The 20,347-nt window shown below is 32.4% G+C and carries 13 protein-coding genes; 1 reads left to right on the forward strand and 12 read right to left on the reverse strand.

Features of this window, described 5'->3' with window-relative positions:
- Positions 1 to 39 precede the first annotated feature (39 nt).
- From AC4FQX_RS01635 to AC4FQX_RS01680, 10 genes are all read right to left on the reverse strand, one after another.
- Complete coding sequence (locus AC4FQX_RS01635) at positions 40 to 507, reverse strand: T9SS type A sorting domain-containing protein (RefSeq protein WP_491165919.1); 468 nt, start codon at positions 505 to 507, stop codon at positions 40 to 42.
- A gap of 424 nt (positions 508 to 931) precedes the next feature.
- On the reverse strand, positions 932 to 3,901 hold the full coding sequence (gene secDF / locus AC4FQX_RS01640) for a protein translocase subunit SecDF (protein ID WP_491165920.1): 2,970 nt from the start codon (positions 3,899 to 3,901) through the stop codon (positions 932 to 934).
- Positions 3,902 to 4,126: 225 nt separating this feature from the next.
- Positions 4,127 to 5,062 (reverse strand): malate dehydrogenase, encoded by a 936-nt coding sequence (gene mdh / locus AC4FQX_RS01645; protein ID WP_491165921.1) that lies wholly within the window; start codon positions 5,060 to 5,062, stop codon positions 4,127 to 4,129.
- Between the two features lie 99 nt (positions 5,063 to 5,161).
- On the reverse strand, positions 5,162 to 7,102 hold the full coding sequence (gene gyrB / locus AC4FQX_RS01650) for a DNA topoisomerase (ATP-hydrolyzing) subunit B (RefSeq protein WP_491165922.1): 1,941 nt from the start codon (positions 7,100 to 7,102) through the stop codon (positions 5,162 to 5,164).
- 421 nt (positions 7,103 to 7,523) lie between these two features.
- Positions 7,524 to 9,125 (reverse strand): asparagine synthase B, encoded by a 1,602-nt coding sequence (asnB, locus tag AC4FQX_RS01655; RefSeq protein ID WP_491165923.1) that lies wholly within the window; start codon positions 9,123 to 9,125, stop codon positions 7,524 to 7,526.
- 201 nt (positions 9,126 to 9,326) lie between these two features.
- Complete coding sequence (locus tag AC4FQX_RS01660) at positions 9,327 to 10,982, reverse strand: P-loop NTPase fold protein (protein ID WP_491165924.1); 1,656 nt, start codon at positions 10,980 to 10,982, stop codon at positions 9,327 to 9,329.
- A gap of 89 nt (positions 10,983 to 11,071) precedes the next feature.
- Complete coding sequence (locus AC4FQX_RS01665; RefSeq protein ID WP_491165925.1) at positions 11,072 to 11,821, reverse strand: hypothetical protein; 750 nt, start codon at positions 11,819 to 11,821, stop codon at positions 11,072 to 11,074.
- Positions 11,822 to 12,291: 470 nt separating this feature from the next.
- The gene (locus tag AC4FQX_RS01670; RefSeq protein WP_491165926.1) at positions 12,292 to 12,741 is read right to left on the reverse strand and encodes a hypothetical protein; all 450 of its coding nucleotides are present in this window, start codon (positions 12,739 to 12,741) and stop codon (positions 12,292 to 12,294) included.
- Between the two features lie 2 nt (positions 12,742 to 12,743).
- A complete protein-coding gene (locus AC4FQX_RS01675) occupies positions 12,744 to 14,492 on the reverse strand; it encodes a porin family protein (protein WP_491165927.1) in 1,749 nt (582 codons plus the stop codon).
- 46 nt (positions 14,493 to 14,538) lie between these two features.
- The gene (locus tag AC4FQX_RS01680; RefSeq protein WP_491166304.1) at positions 14,539 to 17,553 is read right to left on the reverse strand and encodes a tetratricopeptide repeat protein; all 3,015 of its coding nucleotides are present in this window, start codon (positions 17,551 to 17,553) and stop codon (positions 14,539 to 14,541) included.
- A 318-nt stretch (positions 17,554 to 17,871) separates the two neighbouring features.
- On the opposite strand from AC4FQX_RS01680, the gene AC4FQX_RS01685 reads away from it, so the two are divergent.
- Positions 17,872 to 18,555 carry a cell division ATP-binding protein FtsE gene (locus AC4FQX_RS01685; RefSeq protein ID WP_491165928.1) on the forward strand — a complete coding sequence of 228 codons (684 nt, stop codon included), beginning with the start codon at positions 17,872 to 17,874 and terminating at the stop codon, positions 18,553 to 18,555.
- A 439-nt stretch (positions 18,556 to 18,994) separates the two neighbouring features.
- On the opposite strand, the gene AC4FQX_RS01690 is transcribed toward AC4FQX_RS01685, so the two are convergent.
- The gene (locus tag AC4FQX_RS01690) at positions 18,995 to 19,603 is read right to left on the reverse strand and encodes a trimeric intracellular cation channel family protein (RefSeq protein WP_491165929.1); all 609 of its coding nucleotides are present in this window, start codon (positions 19,601 to 19,603) and stop codon (positions 18,995 to 18,997) included.
- A complete protein-coding gene (locus AC4FQX_RS01695; RefSeq protein WP_491165930.1) occupies positions 19,603 to 20,346 on the reverse strand; it encodes an RDD family protein in 744 nt (247 codons plus the stop codon). Before AC4FQX_RS01695 ends, AC4FQX_RS01690 begins: the two co-directional genes overlap by 1 nt.
- Position 20,347: the final 1 nt, after the last annotated feature.

A 20,347-nucleotide genomic window follows, 5' to 3' on the forward strand; every position in this document is an offset into this window, starting at 1 on the left:
TGTGAACTGAATACTGTGAACTGAATACTGAAAACCAGGTTACTTCTTAATAATATGAATTACTTTCTTTTTGCCATCTTGATAGTGTAATTGTACGTGATAGGTACCTATGGGTACGGTGTTAAATGGGATAGTGAGTGTTGTTTTCTTAGACAGATTGGTAAAGGAACGGATGATCTGCCCTCTTGTGGTAAATACGTCTATAGTATGGATAACGGCATCGGGGGTATTCTCCCAGTTCATATGGAGTTCTTCTCTAGTGGGATTGGGATAATAGGTAACTACAGCGGATTCTTTTTCTGTGAAATCAGGAAGCGCATCTGCACCTGCAACTGGATCTTCGATTTCTTCTAATTCTTCAAAATCGGATAGCATTCTACAATTAATACAAATCAGCTCTCGTTGGATCTGGTTTCCGGCAGCATCATAATTGAATGACAATTTCTTTTGAGCAAAACTCAAGGCTGAAAATAAAAAACAGCTAACCAATAGTAGTATTCTTTTCATACGGTAATCGACTTTAAGTAAAAATTTTCTTAAAAAAACAAACTTAAGCCTTTTGAAGCAAACTCCTATAGTGTTATAAACATTTTTCTATAAAAAAAGCAGATTACACAAGAATATTATACTAAAACACACCTTAAAGCAAACAAGTATGCTTAAAAAATACATTTTCTTTAAATAATTATCAGTTATAAATTATTGTTTTTTTGGTTTAAAGAAATGAAATATAGTAACGAAATACCTAATAGTTATTAAATCACGCACTAACTTTAGAAAGTGACAACATTTATACCGTGAACTATCCAGCATTCCTTTTGAACTCGTATAGACTAAATCGAAATTGACATGAGTTTTGTTATTTGGTAAAAAAGGGGTGTCTAAAATTAGACACCCCTTTTTTATTAATATATAACTGACTTAATTATTATTATCCTTTATTGTGCATATCTTCAATTCGTTTGTGTTCTGAATCCGGGATGGTATCCACAAGAATAGGAGTTGCAACAAATAGTGAAGAATAAGTTCCTACTATAATACCTACTAACATTGCAAAGATGAATCCTCTGATTGATTCTCCACCAAAGATGAACATAATTACCAATACAAGTAAAAGTGTCAATGAAGTATTTATTGTTCTTGAAATCGTAGTATTAATAGAACGGTTTACTATATCTTCAAAAGTACCTTTTGTTTTACCGGAAAGATACTCTCTAACTCTGTCAAACACAATTACGGTATCATTCATAGAATAACCGATAACGGTTAGAATAGCCGCAATAAAGTGCTGATCTACTTCCATGTTAAACGGCATATATTTATGTAATAAAGAATAGATACCTAATACGAAAATAACATCATGTGCGGTAGCAGCAACTGCTCCTAAACTGTACTGCCATTTTCTGAAACTGATCATCAGATAGATAAATACAATTCCTAAAGAACCTAATACTGCCCAGTATGAATTGGTTTTAATATCATCTGCAACTGAAGGTCCGATTTTAGAAGCCTGCAATACTCCAACTTTTTTACCGTCGAAAGTATTGATAAATTTATCATAACTCAAATCTCCTGTATAGTACTTTTTCAAAGCCTGATACAATAATTCATTCACTTCTTTATCAGCTTCTATTCCGTGTTCTTCAACTTTGTATTTCGTTGTAATTTTTAACTGAGTGTCATTTCCGAATACTTTCGCTTCTGCACTACCAAATATTTTAGGGTCTGACAAAAGTTCTGAAACTTCTGTTGCAGATACCGATTTTTCAAATTTCACTTGGAAAGTTCTCCCTCCAACGAAATCTACTCCTTGATCTAATCCGTTAACGTATAAAGAAATACAACTTATCACAATAACAACTCCTGAGAAAATATAAGCTAATTTCTTTTTACCTAAGAAATCAAAATTAAAGTTGTTAAATAAGTTTTTAGAGAATCCGGTAACAAATGATAATACAGTATTTTTATTTGCACTCCAGTCTAACAACATTCTTGTAATAAAGATTGAAGTAAACAAAGAGGTAGCAATACCTATTAATAATGTTGTAGCGAATCCTTTGATCGGACCTGTACCGAATATCAATAAAACTAAACCGGTTAAAATATGTGTTACGTTAGCATCAGTAATAGAAGACATTGCTCCTCTCCAGCTGAAAGAGAATTGTATTGCTTCTTTTAAAGATTTACCCAGTCGTAATTCTTCTTTTGCCCTTTCATAAATAATAATATTGGCATCGACAGCGGTACCCATTGTTAATACGATACCTGCAATACCGGGTAATGTTAATACGGCTCCTAAACTTGCTAAAATACCAAAAAGGAAAAGTAAGTTAATTGCTAATGCAATATTTGCAAACCAACCTGCTTTACCATAGTAAAGTACCATCCATAAAGATACCATAACTAATCCTATAAGAGCAGATGTGATACCGTTATCAATGGCTTCTTGTCCTAATGAGGGACCTACTACTTCTGACTGTACGATATCTACGGTAGCTGGTAATTTACCGGCTCTTAATATATTTTCTAAATCTTTTGTTTCTGTAAGTGTAAATTTACCTGTAATCACGGAGCTTCCTCCTGAGATCGGTTCATTAACGTTTGGTGCAGAATATACAATATTATCTAAAACAATTGCAATAGCTCCTTTTTTGGCTGCTACATTTGTAGTTAACTCTTCCCATTTTTTAGCTCCTGTCGGACTCATTCTCATGGATACAGAAGGCTTACCAAATTGGTCAAAATCAGCTTTTGCTTCGGTTACCAAACCTCCGCTCATTGGAGCCTGATTGTCTCTGTTCCCTTTTAAAGCATATAATTCAACTGCATCAATACTTTTTGATTGAGCATCCTGAATAGTAGTTGATTTTCCCCATGCGAATTTTACATAACGTTGATCAATCGGAAGCAGTTTTTTAATATCATCTCTTTTTAAGTAATCATTGATAACTGCTGTATCTTTTGGAGAAAAGAAAGCAATGATCGGTCCACCGCCGCCAGCGATAATTTTATCGAATAAAGGGTTATTCCCTTTTTCAACAGAAGTTGAATCTTTTGATACATCTGTTAATAATGAATCAATATCTGACGTTTTTGTTTCTTTGATCTCAATTGGTGCTTTTTCTGTCTTTTTAAGCTGCTCATTTGCCGCTACTAAAAACTGACCTATTTCTTCACCTGAATATACTTCCCAAAATTCTAATTGTGCTGTACTTTGTAATAATTTCTTAATACGATCTACATCTTTTGCACCCGGTAATTCAACCAGAATTCTTCCTGCTTCTCCTAAAGCCTGAATATTAGGTTGGGTTACTCCAAATTTATCAATACGTTTTCTTACGATTTCAAAAGCACTTGCAGTAGATTCTTCTACTTTTCTTTTAAGAACAGTCTGAACTTGTTTGTCTGACATCTGAAAATTGATCTCATCACTAAGATTTCTGTTCGCAAAAATTTCCGGAGAAGCTAATTTTACAGCTCCATTTGATTCTTTATCAAATGCAATGAAAAAAGCATCTAAATAACTTTGATTTCCCTGTCTGTTTTTACTCGCCTCATCTAACGCTTTGTTGAAAACCGGATTTTTAGAATGATTTGACAAACCTTTTAAAACGTCTTTTACTGAAACCTGAAGTATAACGTTTATACCTCCTTCTAAGTCAAGACCTTTATTGATTTGTTTATCTCTTACTTCATCAAAAGTGAATTTTGTAAAGCCTAAATTATAAACGGTTTCTTTCCCAATAGAATCAAGATAAGCTAATTCTTTATGTTCATCACCTGCAGCAAATGCTTTAGCATTTTTTTCTACTCTATGAGTGACAAATGTGAATGAAAGCTGGTAAATACTTACCAATGCAAATATAATTGCAAAAAATTTAACGAGTCCTTTATTCTGCATTATTACTAAAGTTAATTAATTTTTGTTTGTATACTATCCTTTAAAAATGAAACAAAATTTACGATTTGCAATTTAAAATTCTAATTCTAAGCTACAAAGCATAAGCTTTGCTATTTTTAAAACGAGCAAATATATAATTTACGATAAGATTAACCAATTTATTTTTCGATTATTATAAAAAAAAGACTGCTCTTATGCAGTCTTTTTTTTAGTTTTTATCTTTATTTATGCTAAAACTGATTTTAAATCCTGATTCATATTGCGTACAGCATCTGCACTTTTTACAAATAAATCTTTTTCTGCTGCATTCAAATCGATTTTTACAATTTCTTCTATTCCGTTTTTACCTATAATACATGGTACTCCGACAAAGATATCTTCTTGTCCGTATTCTCCTTCTAACAGGGTTGAACATGGAATTATCTTTTTCTGGTCATGTAGTATACTGTCTACTAAATACGCTACAGAAGCTCCCGGTGCGTACCATGCTGAAGTACCTAACATCCCTGTTAATGTTTTACCACCAACCATAGTATCTTCTGCTACTTTTTCTAATTCTTCTTTTGAAAGAAATTCTGAAACAGGAATACCATTATAAGTAGCTAATCTTGTCAGAGGGATCATTGTAGTATCTCCATGACCTCCGATTACCATTCCGTGAACATCGTTAGCCGGTTTTCCTAAAGCGGTAGCTAAATAGTATCTAAATCTTGAACTATCCAGAATACCACCCATGCCGATCACTCTGTTTTTAGGCAATCCTGTAGCTTTTAAAACTAAATAAGCCATAGTGTCCATTGGATTAGAAACTACTACAATAATAGCCTTTGGTGAATGTGCTAATATATTTTCTGCAACTGTTTTTACAATTCCTGCATTGATACCTATCAGTTCTTCACGTGTCATTCCCGGTTTTCTGGGAATACCTGAAGTAATTACTACTACATCACTGTTTGCTGTTTTAGTATAATCGCTGGTACTTCCTGTTACTTTTGTATTAAAACCTAAAGTGGTTGCTGTCTGGGAAATATCCAGAGCTTTACCTTCTGCAAAATTTTCTTTAATATCAATTAAAACTATTTCACTTGCAATTCTTCTAAACGCTATAGCGTCTGCGCAAGTTGCGCCTACGTTTCCAGCGCCTACAATGGTTACTTTCATTTTTTATTGTGTTTTTTGGTTGAACTTAATTCATATAAAAAGAAAAAACCAAAGGAAAGAATTCATATTCTCTCATTTGGTTTTTAGTATTTATTTAGATTATGCGTCTATTTTTGCATATACTGCATTTTTCTCTATAAATTCTCTACGTGGTGGTACTTCGTCTCCCATTAACATGGAGAATACTCTGTCTGCCTCTACTAAACTGTCAATATCTATGCGTCGTAAGGTTCTGAACTTAGGATCCATGGTAGTGTCCCATAACTGTTCTGCATTCATCTCTCCTAAACCTTTATAACGCTGAATTCCTGCTCCACCACCCATTTTATCTATAGCTGTATCGCGCTCTTCATCTGTCCATGCATATTCTTTTCTGGTACCTTTCTTAACTAAATATAAAGGTGGTGCAGCAATATATACGTGTCCGTTTTCAATTAATTCTTTCATAAACCTAAAGAAGAACGTCAGAATTAAAGTAGAGATATGACTACCATCAACATCGGCATCACACATAATTACTACCTTATGGTAACGCAATTTCTCTAAATTCAGCGCTTTACTGTCTTCGGCGGTACCAATGGTAACTCCTAAAGCTGTAAATATATTTTTGATCTCTTCGTTTTCAAAAACTTTATGATGCATTGCTTTTTCTACATTCAGAATCTTACCTCTTAATGGTAAAATAGCCTGAAAATTTCTGTCACGTCCTTGTTTTGCAGTTCCACCCGCAGAATCTCCCTCGACAAGAAAGATCTCACATTTTTCCGGATCCTGTTCTGAACAGTCTGATAGTTTCCCTGGTAATCCGCCACCGCCCATAACAGTTTTTCTCTGTACCATTTCACGTGCCTTTTTAGCAGCATGACGTGCCTGAGCAGCAAGAATTACTTTCTGAACAATTACTTTTGCATCATTAGGATTTTCTTCAAGATAGTTCTCTAACATCTCAGAAACCGCTTGACTCACGGGAGCTACAACTTCACGATTTCCTAATTTTGTTTTGGTCTGTCCTTCGAACTGGGGCTCCTGAACTTTTACAGAAATAATAGCGGTTAAACCTTCACGGAAATCATCTCCTGCAATTTCAAATTTCAGTTTATCTAATAAACCTGATGCATCAGCATATTTTTTTAGCGTATTGGTAAGACCTCTTCTGAAACCTGACAGATGCGTTCCTCCCTCATGTGTATTAATATTATTCACATAAGAAAATATATTTTCGGTATAACTTGTATTATAGATCAGGGCTACTTCTACAGGAACTTCTCCTTTTTCGCTCTCCATACTGATAACGTGAGAAATAATAGGCTCACGATTACCGTCCAGGAATCGAATATATTCTTTTAATCCTTCTTCACTATAAAAAGTTTCTGAAATAAAATTACCTTCTTTGTCCGTCTCTCTTTTGTCTGTTAATACAATTGTAAGACCTTTATTCAGGAAAGACAGTTCACGCATACGTCCTGCAAGGGTCTCATAAGAGAACTCAATAGTCTGCGTAAAAACAGTAGCATCCGGGTGAAAAGTAACAACAGTCCCTTTTTTATCTGTTTCACCTATTGGCTTAACAGGGTAAAGAGCTTTTCCTTTTTCATATTCCTGCTCATAAATCTTTCCTTCTTTATGAACGGTTGCTCTTAAATGATCTGAAAGAGCATTAACAACAGAAACCCCAACTCCGTGTAATCCTCCGGAAACTTTATAAGAATCTTTATCGAATTTACCTCCGGCACCAATCTTGGTCATTACAACCTCTAATGCTGAAACGCCTTCTTTCTTATGAATATCGACCGGGATACCACGCCCATTATCTTCTACTGAAACGGAATTGTTTTCATTAATTATAACTTTGATCGTATCACAATGACCTGCCATTGCCTCATCAATAGAGTTATCTACCACCTCATAAACTAAGTGATGAAGCCCTCTGACCCCTACATCTCCAATATACATAGAAGGACGCATTCTAACGTGCTCCATTCCTTCTAAGGCCTGAATACTATCTGCCGAATAATTACTTTTATTGACTTCTTCGCTCATATAAATTTTATCCTAAATGGAATTTTTGTTTGACGAACAAATATACAGAAAATAGAGGGATAATCTGGTATGGATGATGTTTTTAGATATCAAGTTATCAACATTATCTATTCATAAATGGTTAAAAGAGGTAATTTTCAGATTATTTGATTTTTGGATAGTTCGATAATTAGATTACCGGAAAGTAAAAAAGCAAAATAATCTAACGCTAAAATTGTTTACTTAAAATACCTGTGAGGTCAAAAAAGACCTCACAGGAGAAATTAATCAAATATTTCGGTTTCCCGGATTATTCGATTGCCGGATTTTTTGAACAGGGGTATTTTCTAATAGTCTAACTATCAAAATTAATTTACTTCTTATACTGTTGAATTTCGTTACTTTCGAATAATCCATCCATCCAATAATCGAACAATCAGACCTATACGGCAATCTTTATATCTGCATTCACATGGGCAGCATTGGCTCTTCCACTTGGATCTGTATTTTCCTGCCATTTCGGAATCCATTTTCTTACGGTCTGCGCAGCGCTTACCTGTGGGAAATGTTTATGAAATAACATTCTGTAGAAATAAGCCTCTTTTGTTACAGGAGTGTTATAAGGAAACTCTTCTTCTGCTCCTGCCAGCTGTTTGTCTGTTACCTGATCTGTACAATATTCGATCAGCGTGTCGATCCAGCTATACCCTACTCCGTCTGAAAACTGTTCTTTTTGTCTCCACAATACTTCATCTGGCAAATAAGGTTGTTCGGGTGTATCAAATGCTTTTCTGAGAATGTATTTCTCAATTCCGTCATAGGTTTTAGGCTGTTTTTCTTCGGGTTTTATTTTAATCGCCAGTTCTAAAAAGGCTTTATCCAGAAAAGGAACCCTTGCTTCTAATCCATGAGCCATTGTCGACTTATCTGCACGAAGTAAATCAGCTGTATATAACTTCTGAACTCTTTCTATGGTCTCTTTCTGAAACTCTTCTACGGAAGGTGCATTTCTGAAATACAGATACCCTCCAAAGATTTCGTCTGCTCCTTCTCCTGACAGAACTACTTTTATTCCCAAATCTGTAATTGCTTTTGACAAAAAATACATTGGTGTACTGGCTCTGACAGAGGTTACATCATAGGTTTCTAAATGCCATATCAGTTGTTCTATGATTTCAATTCCCTGTTCTACTGAAAAATGAATTTCATGATGTTCTGTTCCTAAAAAATCGGCTACTTTTCTGGCTGCTATTGCATCCGGTGCTTCTTCATCCAGTCCTATGGAGAAGGAATGTAATGTTTTTCCTTTTTCTTTTAACAGCCTTGAAGCAATGGAAGATGTTAAAGAGGAATCGAGACCTCCTGACAGTAAAACTCCAACGGGAACATCACTCATCAGTCTTTTTCTTGTTGCTTCTGTCAAAGCTTCTCTTAATTTCTCCAGATCCAGTTCTTCAACTGCTTTTCTTTCGTCCGTCCATTCGGGTTTATAATATTGGATAAAACCTGTTTTTGCGGTATAATAATGTCCGGGAGGAAAAGCGGCAAATGTGGTACACTGATCTGCGATTGCTTTCATCTCTGAGGCAAAATACATGGCTCCTCTTGCGTCAATTCCATAATATAATGGTTTTACCCCTAAAGGATCACGTCCTGCTATAAAATCGTCTCCATCGATTACTACAAAGGCAAATATTCCATCTAATTTATCGCAAAAATCATATCCGTATTTTTCATATAAATGAACTATTACTTCTGAATCGGATGTGGTTCTGAAAACATGGTCTTTTAAAATGGTATCGCGTAATTTCTGGTGGTTATATATTTCGCCATTATGAACCATATAGGCAGTGCCTGAACCCTGAATAGGCTGTTTTCCGGTATGTAAATCAACAATGGATAAACGTTCATGACTTAGAAAGTGCCCCTGATCTGTACTAAGCAAATCGCTCTCATCGGGACCTCTGTGTGACATACGTTTTGATAACTCTTTTACTAAAGCTTCGTCTTTTCCTTTTCCTATAATGGCTAATATCCCACACATAATGCAATCTTTTAATTGTTATTGATAGGGCAAAATTGCGGTATTAGTTGTAATTATAAAACACAAATAACATTATTAGTTACATATTTAAACTATTATTGTAAAATTACAATAAAAAATAAAGCACACTTCTAAAATTTAAACAGATTTAATTACGGATTGTAAAATTTTATTATTTCCGAATCAATAATAAACCACAACCTAATTCTGAAAACTCACTTTATTTTCAACTCTGTCAATTCTATTTATATCCATTTGCAGATTAGGTGAAATATGATCAATCAAACGACCAAAATATGTTATTATTTTTTGTGATTGTTTTTTCTCTTCTCTTTCCAAATACATAACAAAATCTTGAACAACTACAACTCTTTCCCTTAAATTCCTGATTCCTTCATCATTTGATTTTGGAAATTTTGAGAATATAGTTTCAAAAACTTCTTTATCAACTATTGGAGTATCCTGAACAACTAAATCCAAATAATAAAATCTTGTCATCAATTCTTTATAATAATAATAACCTTTTAAAGTAATAGTTAAATTACAATCATCAGGCACATCTTTCCTTTCTATATCCGTAATTTGCTGATCTGTATCTATCAATGACAAATTGATCAAATTAATTAAAGCATCCTGAATAGTATTAGCTCTATATTCTAATGATATAAAAAAATCAAATATATCTATACTTGAACGATACTTATTCATAACCCCATCTTTCTCATAATTTTTGGAAACCTCTTTTAATATATAATATTTTAAAAAATGATCTGTTGATTCAATCGACGGAATAAACAAATTATGAACAACACTTATTTCAGAATTATAGTAATGTTTATTTATTAATCCTATTGATTTTATAAACTCATGTATTGGAATAGTTTGTTTTTTATCTTGTTCAGTACGATACCTTTCTCTTAAAATATATTCCGTAACCTTTGTATGCCCTGAAGTCAAAAACAACTTAAAAACCCTCAATCCTTCTCGAATATTTGGATAAGTAGTAGAATTTAAAAAATCAATTATATTTGTATTTTTATCAGAAAAAACAGAAAACTGAAGACTTTGCAGAAATTGAATTATTGACAAACCGTTCATCTCTATTTTATATCCTTTTTCATTCTCTGCTTCAATATTTTCTTCTTCTAAAGAAACATTTCCAAGAGCATAGTCTATTCTTTTTTGAAGTATTTCGGAATATTTTGGAGCGGTTATGTGATAAACATTACTTTCATACGCATCAAAAGGTGGTGAAAATCTCCATTTATAAAAATATCCCTCTCTCAATGAAATTACTGAACCACATAAATATTTCTTTGTTAAAGAATGTGCAAATAAAAAAACCTTCTCTTGTATTTCATCCTTAAACTGATCCGCATTGTCAATTATTACAATTAATCTTTTCCTCCTAACATTTACAAAATATTTACTAACAGCTTCTAAATGCTCAACCGAATTCTTCTTTTTTTCTTCTAAATAATCCGAAACTTTCGAATTATATTTATCTAAATTATTTTCCTTATCAAACAACCAAACTCCAACATCATTCCTTTTTATTTCTTTTTTATAAATATTTTTTAATGTTTTTAAAGAATGTAAATCAAAATTATCATATTTATCATAAATATTTTCAAGGATTGAATTACATATTTTACCTGATTCAAATGATTGCTTCTCATCAAAAAACTTCCTAAAATCCAAATAAGTAACTAAATGATTCTCTAGTCCTTTATCCTTCAATTTATACTTAAATAAGTGATTTATAAAAGTGGATTTCCCTGCTCCTTTAGAGCCAATAATAATTATAGGTTTAGGAGTCGATAAACTTTTAGAATTAATAATATTATCATCCTTCAACTCATTACTAATTTGATTTTGAATATTTTCAGTATTAATTGCTGGAATAACATATTCTAAATTAGGAGCTACATCTGCAAATAACCTTTCTATTTCTGTTCTGTTTTTTTTATCTCTTTATTCTCAACAAAACACTTCTGAATAAATTCTATATTATCTTCATCATTAGAAAACATCTCTCCAAAAACTTTATCAATTAACGGTGATATTTTCGAACTTAACGGATTCCTCACAAGCTCCTTGTCTCTATCAATTAACTTAGATATCACAGTATAACTTTCTATCTGATTTGATGGTAAATCATAAAGAAATCCTCCATTATTTACAATTGATAATTTTGAAAAATTATTATAAAAATCAATAAACATAGAATCTATTTCCTCAATACCATTAAAAATCAAACATCTATTATCTTTCCAAGAAGTACCATTTGTATTTATTAACCTTAAAAGAATATACTGATGTCCATTTGTAATCACACCATAAGGAACACCTGTATCATCTGCATACTTTTTAATTTGATTAACTAATTCTTCATTTTGAATTAATAAATTTTTAATTTTTGACTCCCTATGCTTCAAAGGAAGAGTAAAATCTTTAAATTGTCTTTTCGCTTCAATTATAAACCGAAAACCAGGTATTGAAATTCTATAGTCATAATAACCTGAATCAACTTTTCCTTCTCTTTTAATATCCTCTTCTGACCAACCTAGTACATCAATAAATAAACTATCTATTAATTTAGATCTTGTATCAGACTCATTAATATCTTCGTGTTTATATTTTAAAATATTCTCCTTAAATAGTGTAAATTTTTCGACAGATTTATCTAAACTCAACATATGTTTTTTTAACAAAAATACTAAATTAACTTAAATTAACTTAAATTAACTTAAAAAAATAAATTTAAGTGTTATTATTATATTATTTAATAAAAAATAAGCTTTGGATACTTTCTCTACTCCGTCTTCTAAGTAAGAAACAGTAAATCAGAAAATCTATGGAAGGTAACGCATTATCATTATAAGCACCATCTCTAACAATATTAATTCTTAACCATATTAAAGGTTTCTTGAAAACCACAAGCATTATTTGGATCTATCTCCTGATTACCAAAACATTAATCTTCAAGATTTAACACTCCACCATCACCATATTGTTATGGTGTTGATACAATCTTAGGTGAATTTTTAACTGGTTAATTTAAAACAAAATAGTAAAAATAAAAAAGTAATAATTTAATTAAATATTAAATTATTACTTTATGTGAAAATATTAATTTAGACTTATTTAGAAATACAAATAAACCTTATTCAATACTTTCTATCCGATACTGAACATTACTGATCAGAATTTCTTTATCGTCTTTTAAATTTAAAAGTTTATTTCCCAAAGGAGACTGAATAGAAACAGCAATTACTTCTGCTCCTTCAACAATAATTTTAGGCAAAGCGGTACTTATAAAAAAATAACATGTATTGGTTTTTACTAAACTTCCCATTACAATTTTTTGTGTAATAACGGTGGGATCTATCCTGTCAAACAGCATTTTCTGATCTATTGCTTCTTTTAGCTTTTTATTTAACTTCTCCTGTTCAATATGCATCATGGATAATGCTGTTTCATGTTTATCACCGGCAGAACCTTTGGCATCATTTTTTGCATCTTCACTAAGATCGGCAATCATCCGTTTTAAAGTTTCTATCTTATCATTTAATAGTTCTTTATAATGGAAGTATACTTTTTCTTTCAGCGTCATTATTAAAAATCAAATTTATAGGATGCTCCTACTACGATCTGGAATTGCTGTACAGGATAATTCAGCCATTTCTGATAGCCTTGATTTCCTATATTATTCGCTTTCAGAAAAGCGGTTAGTCTGTCATTATATTTATAACTCAGATGTGCATTGGCGTCAAAATAACTTTTCAGAGTAACAGTATTGAATTGTGCTTCTGTCATCAAGGCATCCTGAAAAGCAAACTGATCTTTTCTTTCTCCAACAAAAAATACATTTGCTCCTGCAAACCATTTTTCAGTAATTTTAAAATCTACATCTGCTCCTACTTTCAGCTCAGGTAAATTCCATGCCTCATCCTGATTTCCTGTACTGAAACTATTGAAAGTTCCGTTAACACCAAATGTAACGGCTTTGTTCATTTCTAATTTCAGTTCTCCAAAAAAGCTTACTGTTTTAATATCGTCATATACTACTCCCAGTGAATTTCCATAGGTATATTCTTCTCTGTTCAATGCCGTTTCATAATATCCGTTGCTTTTAAATAATGCTTTGTTTTTTTCATTCAGATAGGAACCTTTAATATTGTAGCTCACATTAGTTGCTAATTTTCCTTTTAAACCGATATATAAATCATATTGCTGATTGGTTGGAGCAATTCCTAAGGTAGGTGAGACAAAAGGGTTTTCGTCTACAAAATCACTGTAGGAGTTCTGTTTTAGCGTTCCTTCTGCTCCTGCATAAGCAATCATCAGATCGTTGACCACATTAAAGGAAGCGGTTACTTGTGGATATACATAAAATTCATTCTCACTATTTTCATTATCCATGCTGTAAAAAAGTCCAACTCCTAAATTAACAGCTAGATCGTCTCTATTAATAACGAAACTTGGCTGAATCCCTAAATTGGTAAAACCATATTTTATCGGTGTTAATCCGGTATAAAAATCTCTATCAAATTCGCCTCCTACATAGTCTACAATAAAATCTGTTTTGATCTTTTCGCCTAAAACATCAAATTCTAAAGACGGTTTGATTACAAATCTGTTTTCAGCTGATTTATCTCCGTCCCAGAACCTTTTATATAATATACTTGCTTCGTTAAAGAAACTATCTTCCATTCCTATTTTACCTCCTACATATAGTGTATTAAAGGTATGTTTCGGATCGATTCCTCTAATGGTTTCAGGATCAAACTTTACAAAATCTTCGGGTAAACCATACCAGTTATAGATCTGATTCTGATATCCAAAATCTACATTCCAGGACAGGTCTCTTTGCTGGCTACCATATGTCAGGTCTAAACGTGTGTTATAAAACTTATCGTCTAAATCGAGTCCTTTTATTCCTCCCTGGGAGGACTGATGACGAAACATCCCTCCGACATAATCATTGGAACTCAGTTTTTCTGTTACATATAATTCTGCATTTAAGTTTCCGTAATTTCCTATACCGAGAGTTGCAAAATTATTATATAAAACTTCTTTTTTCGCTTTATCAACTCCTGCTGCCTTTCCTTTTGCGGGTGTGAAAGTTGATGCTACTGGAAAAGAAAAAATATTGTACTTAATATTTTCTTTTTTAGTATTTTCATCATCATTCATTGAAGGGCTCTCTTTTATTTTGAATGCATCGGAAACAGTAGGAGTATACGGTTTAACTACATTTACTACTTCGGTTCCGATGGTACTGTCTTTTTTTTGCGCCCATGTAATTTGTAAGCTGGCAAGTAAAAAGAAAATTGTGATCTTATATTGAGATTGAACTGTCATATCTTTATTAAGTATTTAAGTCTTTTGGGTTAAGATTAAAACTATATTATTTTCTAATGGATGAATTGCTTTTTGCTTCTTCTGTTTTAATTACAGCAAGTTCTTTTTTTGCTTCTTCGGTTACATCAGGATATTCTTCGAAATTAGTAATCACGTTTTCTAAAATATAATTCGCCTGAAAAGCATCTTTTAATTCATAGAAATTCTTCGCCATAAGAACCAGTCCTTTTGCTCCAAAATATTTATATCCTGAATAATCTTTCGCTAGTTTCTGAACAACAGTATTGGAAGCCTCAAATTTCCCTTCTTTATTTTTAAAATAGGCATTATAATATAAGGCTTCTGCTGCCAACTCTCCTTTTGCTATAGTCTGTAATTTAGCATAAGCTGTTTTTGCTTTTGTTTCGTCTCCGGTTTTCATTGCTGACCTGGCAACAATAATCTGTGCATCACTTTTTACTTTATCATCTGTCTTAGCATTATTCAATACTTTATCAGCGTAAACTACGGCATTAGCATAGTCTTCCTGATCGTAATAAGCTCTCATCAGGTTGGATTGAGAAAAGGTAATATTCTGTGGATAATCGGCTTCTGCCTCTAATCGTTTTAATACCGGAACTGCTTTTGAATAATCGTTTTTCTTTAAATGGATTTGTGCTAATCTGGCTAATGCCTGCTCTGTAAACTCATTTCTTGGCTTAGCAATTACAAACTCATAATTCGGAATGGCATTATTTTCCAGACCATCTGCAAAATAAGACTGTGCTAAATAGAAATTTGCTTTTAAAGCACTAATTCCGTTAGGGAATTTAGACAAATAACCTGTAAATCCGGCTATAGCCTGTTTCGTATTATTTTGTAAATATTGTTTTTCAGCAGATTCAAAAGTAGTATTATCAAGATCTGTATCTGTTACCTCAACAAAATCTAAGGTTCTGACCCATTTTGCATACTCATCTACTTTTCCCTGATCCATATAGATTAGTCTTCCAATGGAGACAGCTTCCAGTGCTTCCGGTGTACCCGGATAATCTGCTGCTACTTTTCTGAATTTTGTAAGTGCCTGCTGATCATTTTCGGAATTATAATATAGTAATCCCTGTCTTAAGATCGCTTTAGATTCATAAGAACTTCCTTTATATTCCGCAATTAATTTATCATAGATTTTAAGGGCGCTATCTGTTTTCTTTTCTGTTACATACGTATTTCCTAATTCGAAAAGAGCATCATCACGCAATTGTGATTTTGGATAATTCTGAATGAACTTATTCAGTTCTTCAATCTTTCTTTCGTTTCTCTCTACAAACCCATAACTAACCGCTTTCTGGAAAAAGGCGTAATCAGCATCTACCCCTTTCATTTCAATGGCTTTATTATAGGCTTCCATTGCCGGCCAGTATTTTGTCATTACAAACTGACTATCTCCTAATCGTAGATAAGCATCATTCAAACGCTCTTTATCTTCTTTTGACTGATTAACATAAGCCTGAAAGTAAGTTGCAGACTGATCGTATTCTTTTAATTTAAAATAAGCGTATGCCAGATTATAATTGATATTCTTATTTTCCGGTGTGTTAACTGCTTCAGAGAAACCTATAAACTGTTTGAAACTAATTAAAGCTTCTTTGAAATTACTTAAAACATATTCTGTTTCTCCTTTCCAGAATGTTGCACGAGCGGTGAATTTTACATCTCTTGGTTCTGCAATAGATTTTTTGAACATATCCAGTGCATCTTGATAATTACCATCTGTATATAGTTCCAGTCCACGATAAAAAGTTACTTTTTGATAAGCTTGCTTATTTTCAAAGCTTTTGTTTCTTTCTAATAAAACTAAAGCTTCTTTATAGTTTTTTGAAGTAATATAGGAATTGATCAGTAATGTTTCTACTTCTTGTTTTGAAGCGGAATTAGGATATTTTGACAAATAAGAGGTTAGAACTTGTGGTACACTTTGGTATGAATTTCCTATCTCATAACTCAGTTTAGCATAATTTAAATAAGCGTCTTCTTGAATTTTTGAATCAAATTCCATTTCGGAAGCATTTTTAAATGCGTTTAAAGCCTGTTGTTTTTTATCGGTCTTTAAATAGCTTTCGCCTAAATGATAATAAGCATTTTGTGCTACAAAATCTTTTCCGTCAATAATCTTATTGAACTGAGCAATAGCATTATCAAAATCATTCTGTTTGTAATAAGCATATCCTAGTAAATAAAAATCTGTATTACTCCATTTACCTTTTTTCCCTTTATAGTTTGCTAAATAAGGTATTGCCTTATCATACTGTTTTAAATTAAAATAACTTTCTCCTATGATCTTTGACAATTCTGATTTTTCATTGGCATCTGATTTATCCATTTGACTCAACCCCAAATCAATGGCTTTCTGAAAGTTTCCTAACTTGAAATTCATATCTGCCTGAAAGTAGGACATCTTCTCTTTATACTTTTCTTCGCCGGATACCTGATCAAAATATTCATTAGCTTCTTTATAATCGTCTTCTTCATAGGCCATAAAGCCTAAATAATATTTTGCCTGAGCGCCATATTCAGTCGAATTCACCACTTTATTAAAATAGTTTTGTGCTTCTCTTGCTTGATTGGCAGTAAAATAACTGTATCCTATCTGGAAATTATACCGATCCTTATCTGAATCGGAAATAGAATTCTCATTCACTTTATCAAACCATTTTAAAGCAAAAGGATATTTTCCCTGCTCAAAATAATAATTTGCAACTTCAAGGAATGCCTGATTTTGTTTTGCACTTGTAGGATACTCCTCTACAAATTTCTCCATCAGTTCTTCTGCATTCATCTGGTTTAAACGAATCGCACAATTAGCAATATAATAAGCACAATCTGACTGAACTTCCTGAGCCAGATTTTTATCTTTGATCTTATTAAAAATAATTTGAGCGGATTGATATTGTTTTTCATCATAAAGCAGAACAGCCTTATTATAATCTATCAGATCGTATGTATAAACAGCTGATTGCTGAGCAAAAACCGTTTTAATTCCGATAATAACAAACAGAATAGTGAACCAGGAAAATTTGTGCATCATTTTTTAAAGTTTTAAAAAATCAAATATATCAAATTCTTAGGGTTTATAACGGATATTTTATTGTTAATAGTATCAAAAAAATGAAAAATAGCACTAAAAAACACCAAAAACATTCTCGATTACGATTTTAATTTTTAAATATACATTTTATCAACGAAATACTTTTTCTTTATAAACAAAAACAGAGAAACACTTTACTTCTTTAAAAAGCTCTTTTTTACTATTTTCAGTATAATAAATACTGCATTTAGTCTGATATAAATTTTGATTAAGTCTGTTAACTTCTTACTTTTACAGAATAAATAATTGTCCTCTATGTCACAACCTTTGGTTTTTTTAAGAAATGCAAATATTTACCAGGATCGTAATCTGGTTTTATCTAATATTAATATTGAAGTAGATAAAGGTGAGTTTATTTATCTTATTGGAAAAACAGGCTCTGGAAAAAGTAGTTTCATGAAAACGCTTTACGCTGATTTACCTTTAACGGAAGGTCAGGGAAGTATTGTGGAATTCGATCTGGTTGCTTTAAAAGAAAAGAACATTCCTTATCTGAGAAGAAAAATCGGAATTGTATTTCAGGATTTCAAACTGTTACCGGACAGAACGGTTAATAGTAACCTTGAATTTGTACTACAGGCTACCGGATGGACTGACAAATCGGAAATACAACTTAAAATTAATGAAGTTCTGGATAAAGTGGGCATGAGATCAAAAGCATCAAAAATGCCACATCAGATTTCTGGTGGAGAACAACAGAGAGTCGCTATTGCAAGGGCTTTACTTAATGATCCTGAACTTATTCTGGCAGATGAGCCTACAGGGAATCTGGATCCTCAGACAAGTGTGGAAGTAATGCAATTATTAAAAGAGATTAATCAGAACGGAAAGACCATTATTATGGCTACTCATGATTATGCTCTATTAATGAAGTTTCCTTCAAAAACACTTAAATGTGATGAGCAAGCTATATTTGAAGTAGTACAAAGAACCATGTAGATTTAGTTGATAGTTTTTAGTTGATAATTGATAGTGTTGTGAAATGTTATCTGTAAGAAGTAAAATGTCTGTTCTGCGCAAAGATTCTGTGACTTTTTGTAGTCGTAGTCAAAGATCTCTCAACTTTTGTATACTTTACTTATTGAAACAGAGCTCACAGAATAAATCCTATATCTTTTAAATTATACCTAACAGGTTATGTTAGAGTATCAGTATATAAAAATATCGTATATCCAATATTGTAAATTGTAAATCGTATCTTAATTACACCTATAAGATCGAAAAAAACCTTACAGGATAAATCCATTAACTGTAATTTAATTCCACACTCCTGATATTGAAACTTCCTTTAACTATTAATTATACATTATCAACAATAAACTTATTTATTTTATCTATATCAAAAACTATCAATTATCAACTAAAAACTATCAACTGATTAGTCTTCCTTATCATACAAACTTGGGAGAGACCACTTTAACTTCACAGCTGTTAATCGGATTGCAATGATAATAAGAGAAGTAATCAGATAGATCAAATCACGCGGAACATCCAGTTCCAGCAACCCAAAAAAGATCAGACCTCCTACAATACAAATCGTTGCATATATTTCTTTGTGAAAAATTACCGGAATCTCATTACACAGAATATCTCTGACAACACCTCCAAAACAAGCCGTCATTGCTCCTAATGCGGTACATATCATAGGATGAAGACCTATTCCTATCCCTTTTTCAATACCAATTATGGTAAAAATACCTAATCCAATTGTATCAAAAAACAGTAATGACCTTCTGAATTTATACATTTCTTTTCTGAGAAATACTCCGACAAATACACTGAAAACAACCCAAAATACATAGCTTGGATCATTCATCCATACAACAGGAGTACGACCTATCATCGTATCTCTTAAGGTACCTCCTCCAAGTGCTGTTACAAATGCAATAATAAAGACACCGAAAGGGTCCATCTTTTTCTCCATAGCTGCTAAAACTCCTGAAACAGCAAAAGCTATGGTTCCTAAAATTTCTAAAATATAAAACATTACATATTTTGGGTATAAAAATTATAATCCTTTAAAACGGTTTTAATAAAATCCTCATCATTTCCCGACTGATTCTTAATATCGGTCACTTCCTCAATTTTAACACGTAGTTTACGCATAATGGAATAATCTTTACTAGTTCTTGCTGAATGGAATGTTTCTTTTATAATACGGGCATCATTATCACTCAATCTGATAACTAAAGGATATGTGGGAACATACTCATTGCCTATTTCTTCTAAAATGGTATGATTAATGGTTATATTATTTTTCAGTGAAATCACCGCGGTTCCTGCCACCATATCTCCTAAACGTTGTGTTTTATTACTGAATATCATTGCAAATAACCCTATAATACCACTATTGGTACTAATATCGATTATTCTGAACAACCATCGCATCAGGTAATCTCCAAAGGCAGCCTGATAGCCTTCAATCTTTACTACTTTTATTTTTACCACTCTTTTTCCCGGTGTCTGTCCCTCTAGCATGCTTTCAAACGCAAGGGAATAGAACATAACGGGGAAATAAAAGAGTATCACTATTGCCATTTGTGACCAATTGTCTGCCTTATCCATTACTTTATTGATCCCCAAAAGATAAAAGAACACATAATAAATAAAAATAGCATAAGTGATCTTAACAAGCATATCTAACAAATAAGCCAGTATCCTATCACCGATTGTTGCAGCAACAAAATTAATATTAACATTTTGTGTTGTATTTATAGATAATTCTGACATA

It is taken from the genome of Flavobacterium sp. AK-301, assembly GCF_058310215.1.